Origin of the sequence: Vibrio sp. 10N.261.55.F4, from assembly GCF_041470465.1 — a bacterium.
Lineage (GTDB): Bacteria > Pseudomonadota > Gammaproteobacteria > Enterobacterales > Vibrionaceae > Vibrio > Vibrio crassostreae_C.
Map to the genome: position 1 here is coordinate 28,588 of NZ_JBFRMM010000034.1, position 15,528 is coordinate 44,115.

General features: G+C 43.9%; 12 protein-coding genes. 3 read left to right on the forward strand and 9 right to left on the reverse strand.

Annotated elements, in window-relative coordinates; translation table 11 throughout:
- Nucleotides 1-49: 49 nt before the first annotated feature.
- The 5 genes from AB4249_RS16405 to AB4249_RS16425 form a co-directional block, all read right to left on the reverse strand.
- The gene (locus AB4249_RS16405) at nt 50-814 is read right to left on the reverse strand and encodes a transporter substrate-binding domain-containing protein (protein ID WP_017067326.1); all 765 of its coding nucleotides are present in this window, start codon (nt 812-814) and stop codon (nt 50-52) included.
- Between the two features lie 247 nt (nt 815-1,061).
- On the reverse strand, nt 1,062-2,828 hold the full coding sequence (locus AB4249_RS16410) for a sodium:solute symporter family transporter (RefSeq protein WP_102332113.1): 1,767 nt from the start codon (nt 2,826-2,828) through the stop codon (nt 1,062-1,064).
- Nucleotides 2,829-3,689: 861 nt separating this feature from the next.
- Nucleotides 3,690-4,316 carry a bifunctional 4-hydroxy-2-oxoglutarate aldolase/2-dehydro-3-deoxy-phosphogluconate aldolase gene (locus AB4249_RS16415; protein WP_017069898.1) on the reverse strand — a complete coding sequence of 209 codons (627 nt, stop codon included), beginning with the start codon at nt 4,314-4,316 and terminating at the stop codon, nt 3,690-3,692.
- Nucleotides 4,317-4,389: 73 nt separating this feature from the next.
- Nucleotides 4,390-5,322: a sugar kinase gene (locus AB4249_RS16420; protein WP_017061485.1), complete on the reverse strand. Its 933-nt coding sequence runs from the start codon at nt 5,320-5,322 to the stop codon at nt 4,390-4,392.
- Nucleotides 5,323-5,356: 34 nt separating this feature from the next.
- Nucleotides 5,357-5,692 carry a cupin domain-containing protein gene (locus tag AB4249_RS16425; RefSeq protein ID WP_009846518.1) on the reverse strand — a complete coding sequence of 112 codons (336 nt, stop codon included), beginning with the start codon at nt 5,690-5,692 and terminating at the stop codon, nt 5,357-5,359.
- Nucleotides 5,693-6,025: 333 nt separating this feature from the next.
- Here AB4249_RS16425 and AB4249_RS16430 point away from each other — a divergent pair, with 333 nt between their 5' ends.
- From AB4249_RS16430 to AB4249_RS16440, 3 genes are all read left to right on the forward strand, one after another.
- On the forward strand, nt 6,026-8,224 hold the full coding sequence (locus tag AB4249_RS16430) for a heparinase II/III family protein (RefSeq protein ID WP_372104006.1): 2,199 nt from the start codon (nt 6,026-6,028) through the stop codon (nt 8,222-8,224).
- Between the two features lie 2 nt (nt 8,225-8,226).
- Nucleotides 8,227-10,380 carry a heparinase II/III family protein gene (locus tag AB4249_RS16435; protein ID WP_372104009.1) on the forward strand — a complete coding sequence of 718 codons (2,154 nt, stop codon included), beginning with the start codon at nt 8,227-8,229 and terminating at the stop codon, nt 10,378-10,380.
- Nucleotides 10,381-10,905: 525 nt separating this feature from the next.
- Nucleotides 10,906-11,622 (forward strand): FadR/GntR family transcriptional regulator, encoded by a 717-nt coding sequence (locus tag AB4249_RS16440; protein ID WP_010438348.1) that lies wholly within the window; start codon nt 10,906-10,908, stop codon nt 11,620-11,622.
- Nucleotides 11,623-11,832: 210 nt separating this feature from the next.
- On the opposite strand, the gene AB4249_RS16445 is transcribed toward AB4249_RS16440, so the two are convergent.
- From AB4249_RS16445 to AB4249_RS16460, 4 genes are all read right to left on the reverse strand, one after another.
- Nucleotides 11,833-13,335: a tripartite tricarboxylate transporter permease gene (locus AB4249_RS16445; protein WP_010438351.1), complete on the reverse strand. Its 1,503-nt coding sequence runs from the start codon at nt 13,333-13,335 to the stop codon at nt 11,833-11,835.
- Between the two features lie 8 nt (nt 13,336-13,343).
- Nucleotides 13,344-13,805: a tripartite tricarboxylate transporter TctB family protein gene (locus AB4249_RS16450; protein ID WP_010438352.1), complete on the reverse strand. Its 462-nt coding sequence runs from the start codon at nt 13,803-13,805 to the stop codon at nt 13,344-13,346.
- An 88-nt stretch (nt 13,806-13,893) separates the two neighbouring features.
- Nucleotides 13,894-14,820: a tripartite tricarboxylate transporter substrate binding protein gene (locus AB4249_RS16455; protein WP_010438355.1), complete on the reverse strand. Its 927-nt coding sequence runs from the start codon at nt 14,818-14,820 to the stop codon at nt 13,894-13,896.
- Between the two features lie 25 nt (nt 14,821-14,845).
- Nucleotides 14,846-15,316, reverse strand: a complete 471-nt coding sequence (locus AB4249_RS16460) for a hypothetical protein (RefSeq protein ID WP_016785024.1) — start codon at nt 15,314-15,316, stop codon at nt 14,846-14,848.
- Nucleotides 15,317-15,528: the final 212 nt, after the last annotated feature.

Genomic DNA, 15,528 nt, shown 5'->3' on the forward strand with positions numbered 1-15,528 from the left:
AGGCCAGCATTGCTGGCCTCTTTTTTGTTACGGTATAAATTGAAAAGAGTTACTTAAGGGAGTTGTGGATCAGGAACTCTTCTTCAACACCTTTCAATTTCATCTCATCCATAATGAAGTTCACCGTGTTCAACAAACGTTGTTCACCTTTAGGAATCAGATAGCCGAACTGACTGTTGGTGAATGGAGTTTCGCAGCGTGCCGCTTCAAGACGTTCATCAGTTACTTGATAGAATAGACCTTCAGGCGTTTCTGTTACCATCACATCAACTTTGCCTTCTGCTACTGCTTTCGGTACGTCGAGATTGTTCTCGTAGCGTGTGAAGCTTGCATTCTGCAAGTTCGCGTCGGCAAAGATCTCGTTAGTACCGCCAATGTTCACGCCCACACGAACAGAAGAGAGGTTCACTTTCTCAATGCTGTCGTACTGTTCTGCGGTGCCTTTTGCAACCAAGAAACACTTACCAAAGGTCATGTAGCCTTGAGTTTGTTCCGCGTTTAACTGACGCTGCATTTTACGTGTAATGCCGCCCATTGCGATGTCGTACTTATCGTCGTCTAGATCGGCCAGTAGATCTTTCCATGTGGTACGAACAATCTTCAATTCAACGCCTAATTGTTCCGCGATGTGCTGTGCAACGTCGATATCGTAGCCAGAGTAGCTTTTACCATCGAAGTAAGAGAAAGGCTTGTAGTCACCTGTGGTGCCCACACGCAGAGTACCTGATTTTTGAATGTCTTCTAGCTGGTCAGCGTGTGCGACACCAGAAAGTGCCAGAGCAATGGAAGCAAGTAATAGTGATGTTTTTTTCATTGTAATTGTCTGTTGTGTTTGTGTTGTCATTCAAAGTAACAGAAACAATCAGAGAAAGAGATCAAACCATTGGAAAGGTTGGAAAAGAAGATGAAACGAGGGCAGGAGATAGGTATTTCTATGGTTTGTGAGCATTGATCGAGGTGCGTTTCATATTCCGTTTTGATAAACCGAAGACAAACAAAAAGCCCATGTTATCGAATAACATGGGCTTCATTTTGGTTTAACTTGTTAGCTGCTTATTTAGCTATTTAGCAACTGACTCGTTGTTCATCTTAGCCGGAGCTTTAGATGCGTTAACCAATAGGATACCAACGGTTAGTACCATTGAACCACATAGTAGGAACAACAAGCGTCCTGTTGGTTCGTTTGGAATCAGAGCCATTGCTAGGATACCGAAACCTGCTGTGCTGATAAGCTTACCAAGCATTGAACGCTGTTTAGTATCTAGGTTTTGTTGCTCTTCACCTTCCGCTACAAGCGGCGTGTTCCAGTTAGTGAATAGTTGGTCAACTTCTTTCTCACGCTCTGGCGATAGGCCTTTGTAGAAGCGAGAAGTCATGATGAAGTAACCACCAGTAAACACTACGTGAGCAGCTAGGCTAAGACCCACTTTCAAGTCGCTCCATTCACGGCCAGTAAGCGCTGTTTCTAGACCAAATAGGTGCTCGATGTCTTCTGCTTGAAGCGAGATACCGAAGATGTAAGAAACGAAGCCACCAACGATTAGCGTAGACCAACCAGACCAGTCAGGCGTCTTACGAATCCACATACCAAGTAGTACAGGGATAAGCATTGGGAAGCCAATTAACGCACCTACGTTCATTACGATATCGAACAAGCTTAAGTGACGCAGAGAGTTAATGAACAAGCCAATCGCGATGATGATAATACCCATCATGATAGTGGTTAGCTTGCTGACAATAACCAGCTCTTTCTGAGTCGCGTTTTGACGAAGAATCGGGCTGTAGAAGTTCATTACAAAGATGCCAGCGTTACGGTTCAGACCTGAATCCATAGAAGACATTGTCGCAGCGAACATTGCTGACATAAGAAGACCAACCATACCTGCTGGCATTACGTTCTGTACGAATGCTAGGTAAGCAGCATCACCGGCTTTGTCGCCCATTGATGTGTATTGCTCAGCGAACTCAGGCATGAATGCACTAACGTACCAAGGTGGTAGGAACCAAATTAGTGGACCAATAACCATAAGGATACATGCTAGGCCTGCCGCTTTACGTGCGTTTTCACTGTCTTTTGCACATAGGTAACGGTATGCGTTGATGCTGTTGTTCATTACACCGAACTGCTTCACGAAGATGAATACAACCCAAAGGATGAAGATGCTCATGTAGTTTAGGTTGTTACCTAACATGAAGTCGCCGTCGAAGTTAGCAACAATGTTAGTTAAGCCGCCACCGTGGAAGTAAGCTGCTACCGCACAAGTGATTGTCACGGCCATGATTACAAGCATTTGCATGAAGTCAGAAGCAACAACCGCCCAAGAGCCGCCGGTTACTGCCATCAATACTAGAACCATACCCGTTACCACAATGGTAGCTTCCATTGGGATGTTGAATACCGCTGCTACAAAGATAGCTAGACCGTTTAGCCAGATACCTGCAGAGATAAGGCTGTCCGGCATACCTGCCCATGTGAAGAACTGTTCAGACGTTTTACCAAAGCGCTGACGAATAGCTTCGATCGCCGTTACCACACGAAGTTGGCGGAACTTTGGAGCGAAGTACATATAGTTCATGAAGTAGCCAAAAGCATTGGCTAAGAATAGGATTACAATAACGAAACCGTCATTGAATGCGCGTCCTGCGGCACCTGTAAACGTCCATGCTGAAAATTGTGTCATGAAGGCAGTTGCACCAACCATCCACCACAACATTTTGCCGCCCCCTCTGAAGTAATCACTTGTAGAGGTGGTGAACTTACGGAACATCCAACCAATCGCGATTAAAAAGAAGAAGTAGGCGAGAACAACAAAAGTATCAATAGTCATCTTTTCAGCCTTTTAAATATCATAATTAACTGGGCTTAGATTAACGCGTCTCAAGGTTTATTTGTACTACAATATGTCTTTAGTATGATCTAGGTCGCATTGATTTTTCGGCCTCTAACACGTGGTTATATAAGTATTTGTTTTAATTGAATTTAAATGTGAGTGTATTTTGTTTGAGATCTAAAATAAATTGAGGGTTAAATGTTTATATGTATTACAATATAAACAAAAGCGCTTACTTTGCCGTATCTATAAGATTTTAATTATAACCGTAACAAATGTGCTACAAATTGGTGTGTTGTGCGACGACATTCACGTTAATTTGGAACTCTATACTGAAAAATTCTGTATTGGGATTTCAAGTGTAGCTCATTGTTTTCACTTCGCTATTTTGTATTTGTCTGCGGCTCTGTAGCCTTTCTATGCTATTTATTCATTTTTTCGTGCCATAGAGGTGCATATTTGGAATTTTTGTCACTGAGTGGGCGTTAAACTGGACGGACGGGACACATTTTGCGGTGCACTTTGTCTATTGTGACCTTCATTAGATGCCACGAGAGATGTTTGATGACGTATCGAAAAGGAACATTGCTGGGTAAGGGGCTGGATAAGAAGCTGGATAGGCGATAGGGGGCACCAGTAACGCTTCGTTAGATGCGTGCTGAAGTCGATTGAAAGCTTACATTACTTGTTATTGCCTGTCTTAGTCGCGGAGCTGGACGAGCCCATAGAGAGAAAGGCGATAAGGTGTGGGGGAAACATAATGTTGATTGAGCGTGTTTTACGGTTAGTCAGCGCAATAAACGCCAGATAACAAAAAGCCCCACCGAGGTGAGGCTTCATCACTCAATCTAAAATAGATTAAGCGTTAACGTGATCAACTGCGTCACGAACCAGCTTGCCTAGTTCGTCCCACTTACCTTCGTCGATAAGGTTAGTTGGAACCATCCAAGTACCGCCACACGCAAGTACAGAAGGGATCGATAGGTATTCATCAACATTCTTCAAGCTTACGCCACCAGTAGGCATAAATTTAACAGGGTAAACCGCTGTTAGTGCTTTAAGCATACCAGTACCGCCAGAAGGCTCAGCAGGGAAGAACTTCAACGTGCGAAGGCCCATTTCCATTGCTTGTTCAACTAGGCTTGGGTTGTTAACACCCGGTACGATTGCAACGCCTTTATCGATACAGTATTGAACAGTGCGCGGGTTGAAACCTGGGCTTACGATGAAATCAACGCCAGCTTCGATAGATGCGTCAACTTGCTCGTTAGTCAGTACAGTACCTGAACCAATTAGCATGTCTGGGAATTCTTTACGCATGATGCGAATCGCTTCGATTGCACATTCTGTACGTAGCGTGATTTCTGCACATGGCATGCCGTTTTCAACAAGTGCTTTACCTAGAGGGATAGCGTCTTCAGCACGGTTGATAGCGATTACAGGAATTACTTTTAGGTTTGCTAGTTGTTCATTTAATGTCGTCATGAATTCTTTCTCACGTTAAATGTGGGCTTGCTTTCAACTAAGCAAACCCTTGATTAATAGTTAAAGTGCGTAATTATAGAGACAGATCAGGCGTCGCTTCTAGAGGAATGATAGCACCTGGATGCTGAATCACAGTCCCTGCCACAATATGACCTGCTAACGCTGCATCACGTGCATTGCCACCGCTTAAGCGCTTAGCTAGGAAGCCCGCGCTGAACGAGTCGCCAGCCGCTGTAGTATCAACAATGTTGTCTACTGGGTTTGGAGCAACGTACTGAGCGCTTTGGCTTTCAACTACTAAGCAGTCTTTAGCACCACGTTTAATGATGATCTCTTTCACACCAGATTCAGACGTACGTGCAATACACTGTTCAATGCTTTCGTCGCCGTACAACTCTTGCTCGTCATCGAACGTCAGTAGAGCCGTGTCAGTGTACTTAAGCATCTTCAAGTACCAAGAAATCGCTTCTTGTTGACTTTCCCAAAGTTTTGGACGGAAGTTATTGTCGAAGAATACTTGGCCGCCTTGCGCTTTAAATTTGTCTAAGAAGTTGAATAGCTGCGTGCGTCCATTCTCTGTCAAGATAGCAAGCGTAATACCACTTAGGTAAACCGCATCAAAAGAGAATAACTTATCAAGTAGAGCAGGCGTGTCTTCCTGGTCAAACATGAACTTTGCTGCAGCATCATTACGCCAGTAGTGGAAACTGCGTTCACCAGTTTCATCGGTCTCGATGTAGTAAAGCCCTGGTTGTTTGTGATCAAGCTGAGCAATTAAGCTAGTGTCGATACCTTCCGCTTGCCACTTTTCTAACATGTCGGTACTGAATGGGTCAGTGCCTAGCGCTGTTACGTAGCTCGTGTTGATATCTTGCTCTTTTGTTAAGCGAGACAAGTAAAGTGCAGTATTTAGTGTATCGCCACCGAAACTTTGCTTAAGCCCGTCTTGTTTCTTTTGTAGCTCAACCATGCACTCGCCAATGACCGCGATGTTTAATGATTTCATATGCTTACCTTAGCAACTGAGGTTGCGCTGTTTATTATTTTAGGAAATCTTCACGCGCAGGGTTGAAGATATCAAGAAGGATGCTGTCTTGCTCTAGTGCAACTGCACCGTGCATCATGTGTTTACGAGCGAAGTAAGCATCGCCTTCTTTAAGGACTTTCTTTTCGCCTTCAATCTCAGCTTCGAAGCTACCACGAACTACGTAACCGATTTGGTCATGGATTTCGTGAGTATGAGGGTGGCCAATCGCGCCCTTATCAAAACATAGGTGTACTGCCATTAGATCGTCAGTGTAAGCAACGATTTTACGCTTAATGCCGCCACCAAGTTCTTCCCATGGGTTTTCATCTAGGATAAAGAAAGAGTTCATTGTGTATCTCCTAATCTGTTTAAATCTTTTAAGTGTTACTTAACTTGCATCCATCATAAGGGAATGAGCCTAATTGTAATACAATATATCTAAATTTGTGTGATATCGATCAAGCGATACTTTATATAGCGTAAATAAATCAACAACTTAATAAATGGCTAATATTTACCATTAGCCAGCTACATCAATGACTTATGGCTAATTATGTGACTCTACTCATCATTTAGCGACGAATAGGTATAATTAAAGCTCATATTGTATTACTTTATATGGAGTTTGAAAATTTAATCAAAGTTTAAGCAGATAAACTCTTTATTGAGGGTGACAAAGAATATGACGACTAAACCAGTATTGTTGACTGAAGCAGAAATCGAGCAGCTTCATCTTGAAGTGGGCCGTTCTAGCTTAATGGGCAAAACCATTGCAGCGAACGCGAAAGATCTAGAAGCATTCATGCGTTTACCTATTGATGTCCCAGGTCATGGTGAAGCTGGGGGTTACGAACATAACCGCCATAAGCAAAATTACACGTACATGAATCTAGCTGGTCGCATGTTCTTGATCACTAAAGAGCAAAAATACGCTGACTTTGTTACTGAATTACTAGAAGAGTACGCAGACAAATACCTAACGTTTGATTACCACGTACAGAAAAACACTAACCCTACAGGTCGTTTGTTCCACCAAATCCTGAACGAACACTGCTGGTTAATGTTCTCAAGCTTAGCTTACTCTTGTGTTGCTTCAACCCTGACACAAGAACAACGCGACAATATTGAGTCTCGTATTTTCGAACCAATGCTAGAAATGTTCACAGTTAAATACGCACACGACTTCGACCGAATTCACAACCACGGTATTTGGGCTGTAGCCGCTGTCGGTATTTGTGGTCTTGCTCTTGGCAAGCGTGAGTACCTTGAAATGTCGGTGTACGGCATTGACCGTAACGACACTGGCGGCTTCCTAGCGCAAGTTTCTCAGCTGTTTGCACCGTCTGGCTACTACATGGAAGGTCCTTACTACCACCGTTATGCGATTCGTCCAACGTGTGTGTTCGCTGAAGTGATTCACCGTCATATGCCTGAAGTGGATATCTACAACTACAAAGGCGGCGTGATTGGTAACACAGTACAAGCGATGCTGGCGACGGCTTACCCGAACGGTGAGTTCCCGGCTCTGAATGATGCTTCTCGTACTATGGGTATTACAGACATGGGTGTTCAGGTTGCAGTAAGTGTTTACAGCAAGCATTACTCTTCTGAAAACGGCGTAGACCAAAACATTCTTGGTATGGCGAAGATTCAAGACGCAGTATGGATGCACCCATGTGGTCTTGAGCTATCTAAAGCCTACGAAGAGGCTTCAGCTAAACAAGAAATCGGCATGCCTTTCTGGCCAAGTGTTGAATTGAGCGAGGGTCCTGAAGGCCACAATGGTGCACAAGGCTTTATCCGTATGCAGGATAATAAAGGTGACGTTTCTCAACTTGTTATGAACTACGGTCAACACGGCATGGGTCACGGCAACTTCGATACGCTGGGTATTTCTTTCTTTAACCGCGGTCAAGAAGTGTTGCGTGAATACGGTTTCTGTCGTTGGGTTAACGTTGAGCCAAAATTTGGCGGTCGCTACCTAGATGAAAATAAATCTTACGCTCGTCAAACGATTGCACATAATGCAGTAACGATTGATGAGAAATGTCAGAACAACTTTGACGTTGAGCGTGCTGACGCAGTACACGGTTTGCCTCACTTCTTCAAAGTGGCAGATGAGCAAATTAACGGTATGAGCGCATTTGCTAACGACCATTACGAAGGTTTTGACATGCAACGCAGTGTGTTCATGCTAAACCTTGAAGAGCTTGAGTCTCCGCTATTGTTAGACTTGTACCGCTTAGGTTCGACAAAAGGCGGCGAAGGCGACCACCAGTTTGATTACTCTCATCAATATCAAGGTCAAATTATTCGCACTAACTTCGAATACCAAGCAAACAAAGAGCTAAACACACTAGGAAGTGACTTCGGTTACCAACACCTATGGAATGTAGCGAGTGGTGAAGTGAATGGTACTGCGTTAGTTAGCTGGTTACAGAACGACACGTACTATACTTGGTTGGGTACAAGTTCGAACGAGAACGGAGAAATCATCTTCACTCGCACTGGTGCTAACGATCCAAGCTTTAATTTACGTTCAGAGCCTGCATTCATTCTACGTAGCAAAGGCGAAACAACATTGTTTGCTTCTGTGCTAGAAACGCACGGTTACTTTAACGAAGAATTCGAGCAATCAGTAAACGCTCGTGGTGTTGTGAAAAACATCAATGTGGTTGCTCACACGAATGTAGGTTCAGTAGTAGAAATTACGACAGAGAAATCAAACGTGACAGTGATGATCAGTAACCAACTTGGCGCAACTGACAGCACTGAACACAAAGTAGAACTGAACGGCAAAGTATACAGCTGGACAGGCTTCTACTCAGTAGAAATAATTTTAAACCCAGAATTAGCAAGCACAGCAGAGCAGGGGAAATAATAATGAGCTATCAACCACTTTTACTTAACTTTGATGAAGCAGCAGAGCTTCGTAAAGAACTTGGCAAGGATAGCCTTTTAGGTAACGCACTGACTCGCGATATTAAACAAACTGACGCTTACATGGTTGAAGTTGGCATTGAAGTTCCAGGTCACGGTGAAGGCGGCGGTTACGAACATAACCGTCACAAGCAAAACTACATCCACATGGATCTAGCCGGCCGTTTGTTCCTTATCACTGAGGAAACAAAATACCGTGACTACATCGTTGATATGTTAACTGCGTACGCGACGGTATACCCAACGCTTGAAAGCAACGTAAGCCGTGACTCTAACCCTCCGGGTAAGTTGTTCCACCAAACGTTGAACGAGAACATGTGGATGCTTTACGCTTCTTGTGCGTACAGCTGTATTTACCACACGATCTCTGAAGAGCAAAAACGTCTGATCGAAGACGATCTTCTTAAGCAAATGATCGAAATGTTCGTTGTGACTTACGCACACGACTTCGATATCGTACACAACCACGGCTTATGGGCTGTGGCAGCGGTAGGTATCTGTGGTTACGCAATCAACGATCAAGAGTCTGTAGACAAAGCGCTTTACGGCCTGAAACTAGACAAAGTAAGCGGCGGTTTCTTAGCACAACTTGACCAACTGTTTTCGCCAGACGGCTACTACATGGAAGGTCCTTACTACCACCGTTTCTCGCTACGTCCAATCTACCTGTTCGCAGAAGCAATTGAACGTCGTCAGCCTGAAGTTGGTATCTATGAATTCAACGACTCAGTGATCAAGACAACGTCGTACTCTGTATTCAAAACAGCATTCCCAGACGGTACATTGCCAGCTCTGAACGATTCATCGAAGACAATCTCTATCAACGATGAAGGCGTTATCATGGCAACGTCTGTGTGTTACCACCGTTACGAGCAGACTGAAACTCTGCTTGGCATGGCTGATCACCAACAAAACGTTTGGGTTCATGCTTCGGGTAAAACACTGTCTGACGCGGTTGATGCAGCAGCCGACATCAAAGCATTTAACTGGGGTAGCCTGTTTGTAACGGACGGCCCTGAAGGCGAAAAAGGTGGCGTAAGCATCCTTCGTCACCGTGATGAGCAAGACGACGACACAATGGCGTTGATCTGGTTTGGTCAGCACGGCTCTGATCACCAGTACCACTCTGCGCTAGACCATGGTCACTACGATGGCTTACACCTAAGCGTATTCAACCGTGGCCACGAAGTACTGCACGATTACGGTTTTGGTCGCTGGGTAAACGTTGAGCCTAAGTTTGGCGGTCGCTACATCCCAGAGAACAAGTCTTACTGTAAGCAGACGGTTGCTCACAACACAGTAACGGTTGATCAGAAAACACAGAACAACTTCAACACAGCATTGGCTGAGTCTAAGTTTGGTCAGAAGCATTTCTTCGTAGCAGACGACCAGTCTCTACAAGGCATGAGCGGCACCATTTCTGAGTACTACACTGGCGTAGACATGCAACGCAGCGTGATTCTTGCTGAACTTCCTGAGTTCGAAAAACCGCTAGTGATTGATGTGTACCGCATCGAAGCTGACGCTGAGCACCAGTACGACTTACCAGTTCACCACTCTGGCCAGATCATCCGTACTGACTTTGATTACAACATGGAAAAAACGCTTAAGCCGCTAGGTGAAGATAACGGTTACCAACATCTATGGAACGTTGCTTCAGGTAAAGTAAACGAAGAAGGTTCTCTAGTAAGCTGGCTACATGACAGCAGCTACTACAGCCTAGTAACCAGCGCGAATGCGGGCAGCGAAGTGATTTTTGCTCGCACTGGTGCTAACGATCCAGACTTCAACCTTAAGAGTGAGCCTGCGTTCATCTTACGTCAGTCTGGTCAAAACCACGTGTTTGCTTCTGTACTAGAAACGCATGGTTACTTTAACGAGTCTATCGAAGCTTCTGTAGGCGCTCGTGGTCTGGTTAAATCAGTATCTGTTGTGGGCCATAACAGTGTCGGGACTGTTGTTCGCATTCAGACTACTTCTGGCAACACTTACCACTACGGTATCTCAAACCAAGCTGAAGACACGCAGCAAGCAACTCACACTGTTGAGTTCGCGGGTGAGACATACTCGTGGGAAGGATCATTTGCTCAACTGTAAATGATCAACACACATACCGTTTAACGATGGTGTGTGCTGATGTGGTGCTTTGCGGGAACGAAGCGCCATATCATGTTCGATTGTAAGGGTGTTCGCATCTAAGTAACTGAACGAAATTAATGTCGATGACAAAGAATATCGGAAATAAGTCAAACCGAGTAACTCGTTGTGAGTTGCTCGGTTTTTTTATGCGTGTAGGACAGAGGCTGATGTAATTTGGGAAGGGGATCTCATTTAATAATCTCTGGCGGTTAATGAATTGCGCTTCTAAAGGTGTACCTTTTTCCCATGGTTTTTCGAGGCTGTGCTGGTGGTTTTCATACCGATACAAAGAGGGTTAGTTTTGAGTACGGATTTATGAGTGATTTAAGATAACGTTTCTCACAGGATGTTTTTTAAATCTCTGATTATAAAAATTTGCAGGTTGTGATTCGTTTGGATTTTACTCAATTGGCTGTAGGTTGAAATACTGTTATAGTAATCCTTAAATAATACATAAACATAACATATAAAATAAGTGAACTTATGGTTAGCACTTTTAATTCAATTTCGGGCTCGAAGCGTAGCCTGCACGTGCAAGTAGCGCGTGAAATCGCTCGTGGAATCTTGTCTGGCGATCTGCCGCAAGGTTCTATTATTCCTGGTGAAATGGCGTTATGTGAACAGTTTGGTATTAGCCGAACGGCACTACGTGAAGCAGTTAAACTATTAACTTCTAAAGGTTTGTTAGAGTCCCGCCCGAAAATCGGTACTCGTGTAGTCGACCGCGCATATTGGAACTTTCTTGATCCTCAGCTGATTGAATGGATGGATGGTCTAACCGACATAGATCAATTCTGTTCTCAGTTTTTAGGCCTTCGCCGTGCGATTGAACCTGAAGCGTGCGCACTGGCGGCTAAATTTGCAACGGCTGAACAACGCATTGAACTTTCAGAAATCTTCCAAAAAATGGTAGAAGTGGATGAGGCTGAAGTATTTGATCAAGAGCGTTGGACAGATATTGATACTCGTTTTCATAGCTTGATCTTTAATGCGACAGGTAATGACTTCTACCTGCCATTCGGCAATATCTTGACTACGATGTTCGTGAACTTCATCGTGCACTCTTCTGAAGAAGGAAGCACGTGTATCAATGAACACCGTAGAATCTATGAAGCAATCATGGCTGGTGATAGTGATAAGGCACGAGTTGTGTCTGCTGCACACTTGCAAGATGCCAACCACCGTCTGGCGACGGCGTAATAGAAATAATCTAGAGCGTAGGTAGATGAGTCACCTCATATAGAGATGAACAGCATTACGCTCGGATAAACGACTTAAAAGGGTATGCCAAGTGCATACCTTTTTTGTTGTCTACCGTTTACGAAAATTGGCTGCTTTCATGTATGAAAAAAGCCAGAGACTGTTGTCTCTGGCTTTGAGTTGTTTCAATATTCTAGCTTAAACAAGCGGCTAATCATGATGTTCGTAAGTTTGCTTTTGTTTCTGCTTTTTCTTCATTTTTAACGTTGAATAAACCGAGAATACAGCTAACACGATAAACGCGAGAGCAATAGGACGCTCATAAAGGAAAGACCAACTGCCATCGTACATCAGCAGTGATTTTCTAAGGTTTGTTTCTGCCATTGGCCCTAAGATGATCGCAAGCAGAATCGGTGAAGAAGGGATATCCAGTTTAGTTAAGATAAAGCCAAGTAGACCGAAACCGATTGCAATACCCACATCAAACATCGAGTTGTTAATTGCGTAAGCGCCGACAATTGAAAGGAAGACAATGATTGGAATCATGATGATCTTCGGTACTTCAATGATTCGACAGAAGAAGCGAATACCCAGTAAACCAATCACTAACATCACAAGGTTAGCGACCAACATTGAGCTGAACACGCCATAAACCACTTCGGGGTTTTGGGCGAATAGCAGTGGGCCTGGTGTGAGTCCTTGTACTATAAGTGCACCAAGAAGAACCGCTGCCACGGCATCTCCAGGAACACCTAGTGTTAATAACGGAACTAGCGAGCCACCCGTTACGCCGTTGTTTCCAGATTCAGCGGCTGCAAGGCCACGAACCGAGCCTTTACCAAACTCTTCTGGGTTCTTAGACGAACGTTTTGCTTCGTTGTAACAAACAAATGCAGATATATCAGCACCAGCACCCGGTACCGAGCCGATAGTTGTTCCCATCAAACCACTTTTTATGGCCGTTGGTAGCATTTCTTTGAGATCACTTTTACTTAATAGTTTGTGGTCAAATTTCGGTGCAACGACTTTCTTTTCAGAGAACAGCTTCTCTAGTTGGTTTAATGCCTCAGATAGAGCGAATAAACCAATTAAGACAGGGATGACATTGATTCCGCTGTAAAGATCCATGATGTCAAAAGTAAATCTTGGCACACTGCTGATTGGGTCGAGTCCAACAGTTGAAACCAATAATCCAATGGTTCCCGCAAGTAACCCTTTAAAAATGTTGTTCGAAGAAACACTCGCAATAATCGTTAAACCAAACAGAGCGAGTGCAAAATATTCTGGCGCATTAAAACGCAGTGCAAAGGTCGCTAATTTAGGCGCAATCGCGATGAGGACGATAGTACTTAACAGCCCGCCAATAAATGATGCAACAGCAGAAATACTTAATGCTCTTGCTGCTTGTCCTCTAACAGCCATAGTGTGACCGTCGAGTACACTTGCTGCAGAAGCCGGTGTTCCTGGGGTTTTAAGTAAAATTGCGGCAATTGAGCCACCGTAAATCCCACCAATGTATACACCAATTAACATCACAAGGGCTGAAGTCGGTTCCATACCAAAGGTAAATGGAAGGAGAATTGCCACGCCCATTGTCGCTGTAAGTCCGGGTAGTGCGCCTAAAATAACGCCGCCCAGTACGCCAAAAACAAGGACAGGAAGCACTGCAAAGCTAACTGCGGTTGCGAGACCATCGATTAGATATTCAAACATATGACCTCCTAAGACCACGTTGCTTCAGGAAGCGCGATGTAGAACACCTCGCCAAATAGATAGTAAACCGCGAACACAAAGACAACGGCGACAACGTAATAGATTGGCTTCTTCACTTTGAAGTAAACGAGGTAGAACATAAATGCAATCAAACTAGCATAAAGGTAGCCAACTACACTGATGAGTAATGCGTAGCCAATAAGAAAAGCAACGCCGAAAATCGACATCTTGCTTATCATCGCTTCTTGTTGTTCAGAGGCACCTTTTAATTTGTGTTGAACGATGAGAACAATACAGATAGCAATTTGGGCAATCACAATCATCATCGGGAAGAATTTTGCATCGACACTTGCATCTTGGTACATCGGACGATCAAATTGAGTGATCAGCGCGAACGCGATTGCGCTAAGGATAATGATGATAGAAGGGAAAACGACGTTTCGGTTTAAGTAAGAGTGAGAGTTAGACATGGAGTTTACCCCTAAAAAGTAAAGCAAGGGAAAGGTATAAACTAGTAACAGAGGCACAACTGATAAAAGCTGTGCCTCTGAACAAAGGTTATTGAATTAATTGAGTCAATGATTTTGTATCTTCTGCAACAAACTCAGTGAAGGCTTTGTCATCAAGATTGTGAATCGTCATTGCACCTTTCGCCATGAAAGTTTTGAACTCTTCACTTGCCATTGCTTCATCAAATGCAGCCCCCAACTTCTCGATTACTGCATCAGGTGTATCTTTTGGAGCACCAATACCGCGCCATGTACCTGTTACTACATCAATGCCTTGCTCTTTCAAAGTAGGAACATCTGGAATGTACTGAATACGTTCTTCAGACATGACACCTAATGCTTTTAGTTGGCCTGAACGAAGTTGAGCGATAGCTTCACCAGGAGTAACCATAGTGACGTCTGTGTGATGGCCTAGTACAGCAGGAATTGCTTCTGATGCACCGTTGTAAGGGATAGCGTTTAATTTAATGCCTTGATCTTTTTCAAGAGACATTAGGTAGAAGTTTGGCGCAGCGGTTGAAGCGAATTTTACGCTGCCTGGTTTTTCTTTGGCTTCCTTAATCAGGTCGTTAATCGTGTTGTATGGGCTATCTGCTGCAACCAATACGACCGCAGGATCTAAGTTAACTAAACGAATGAGTTTAAAGTCGTCAGCGGTATGACGCATCAAACCCATTTGAGGAAGTGAAGCGATTTCACGTGTTACTACTGTTAATGTGTAACCATCCGCACGCTGCTGAGCACCAAAGCTCATCCCAACTGCGCCTGCGCCACCAGTACGGTTCATGATTGAAATATTTTGCCCAAGAATGTCTTTCGCGCTATTTGCAAGAGTACGACCAACGGCATCGGTGCCGCCGCCCGCGCCAAATGGCACAACTAAGCGAATGTTTTTGCTTGGATAGTCAGCTGCAATTGACGTTGCAGAAACAAGTATACCGGCTGCTAGCATAATGGATTTTAATAGTTTACTCATAATAAGTACCTTCTGTTTCTAATTATTAGCGATATGTTTTTGTAGGGTTTTCTGCTTTTTCTGTTTGGTATTCGTGCATTGCTAACTGTTCAATAGCTACCGCTATCCAGCCACTGATCAGCATGTCATACCATTGTTGTACACCACTGCAGGCAACAACCACGTTTCCGTAAACAAACGAACCATAAAACAGTAAGTCTTCGTCACGTAGTGAAGATGGGTGTTGGGAGTGCAGTGTTAGATTGCTTGTCGATTCTCGCCACGCTTGTTGTGCTTTCTTACGGGCAAGGTGATCAAACTTGATTGTCCAGTTGTCAGGAGCTCCTAACGACTCTTCATATAGAATGGCGTCTTCAAAAGAGGCTTCCCAAGGCTTGAGGTGTGGATTCATAACGACAATATGCAGTTCTTTTCTATTCGTTCTTTCAAACAGCTTGTCGATAGAGGGTTTAACGATATCGATAGCGTCTTGAGTGATATCTTTCATTGATCGCATTCCATATGTCCTTACGTTTGGTAAATGAATATAGAATATTGTATGACAATAATTCTTCAATTAACGATGACTTGGAAGCGGGGAGCGATCACAAGTGAAAGTCTTCTAACAAGACTTCGATCTTGTTTTGACCATATTCTGGCGGAAATAGTGTGATTCTGGTCTTTTTTTGAGCTTGGTGTAAATGGACACAGATCCAGTTTTATTTTGGC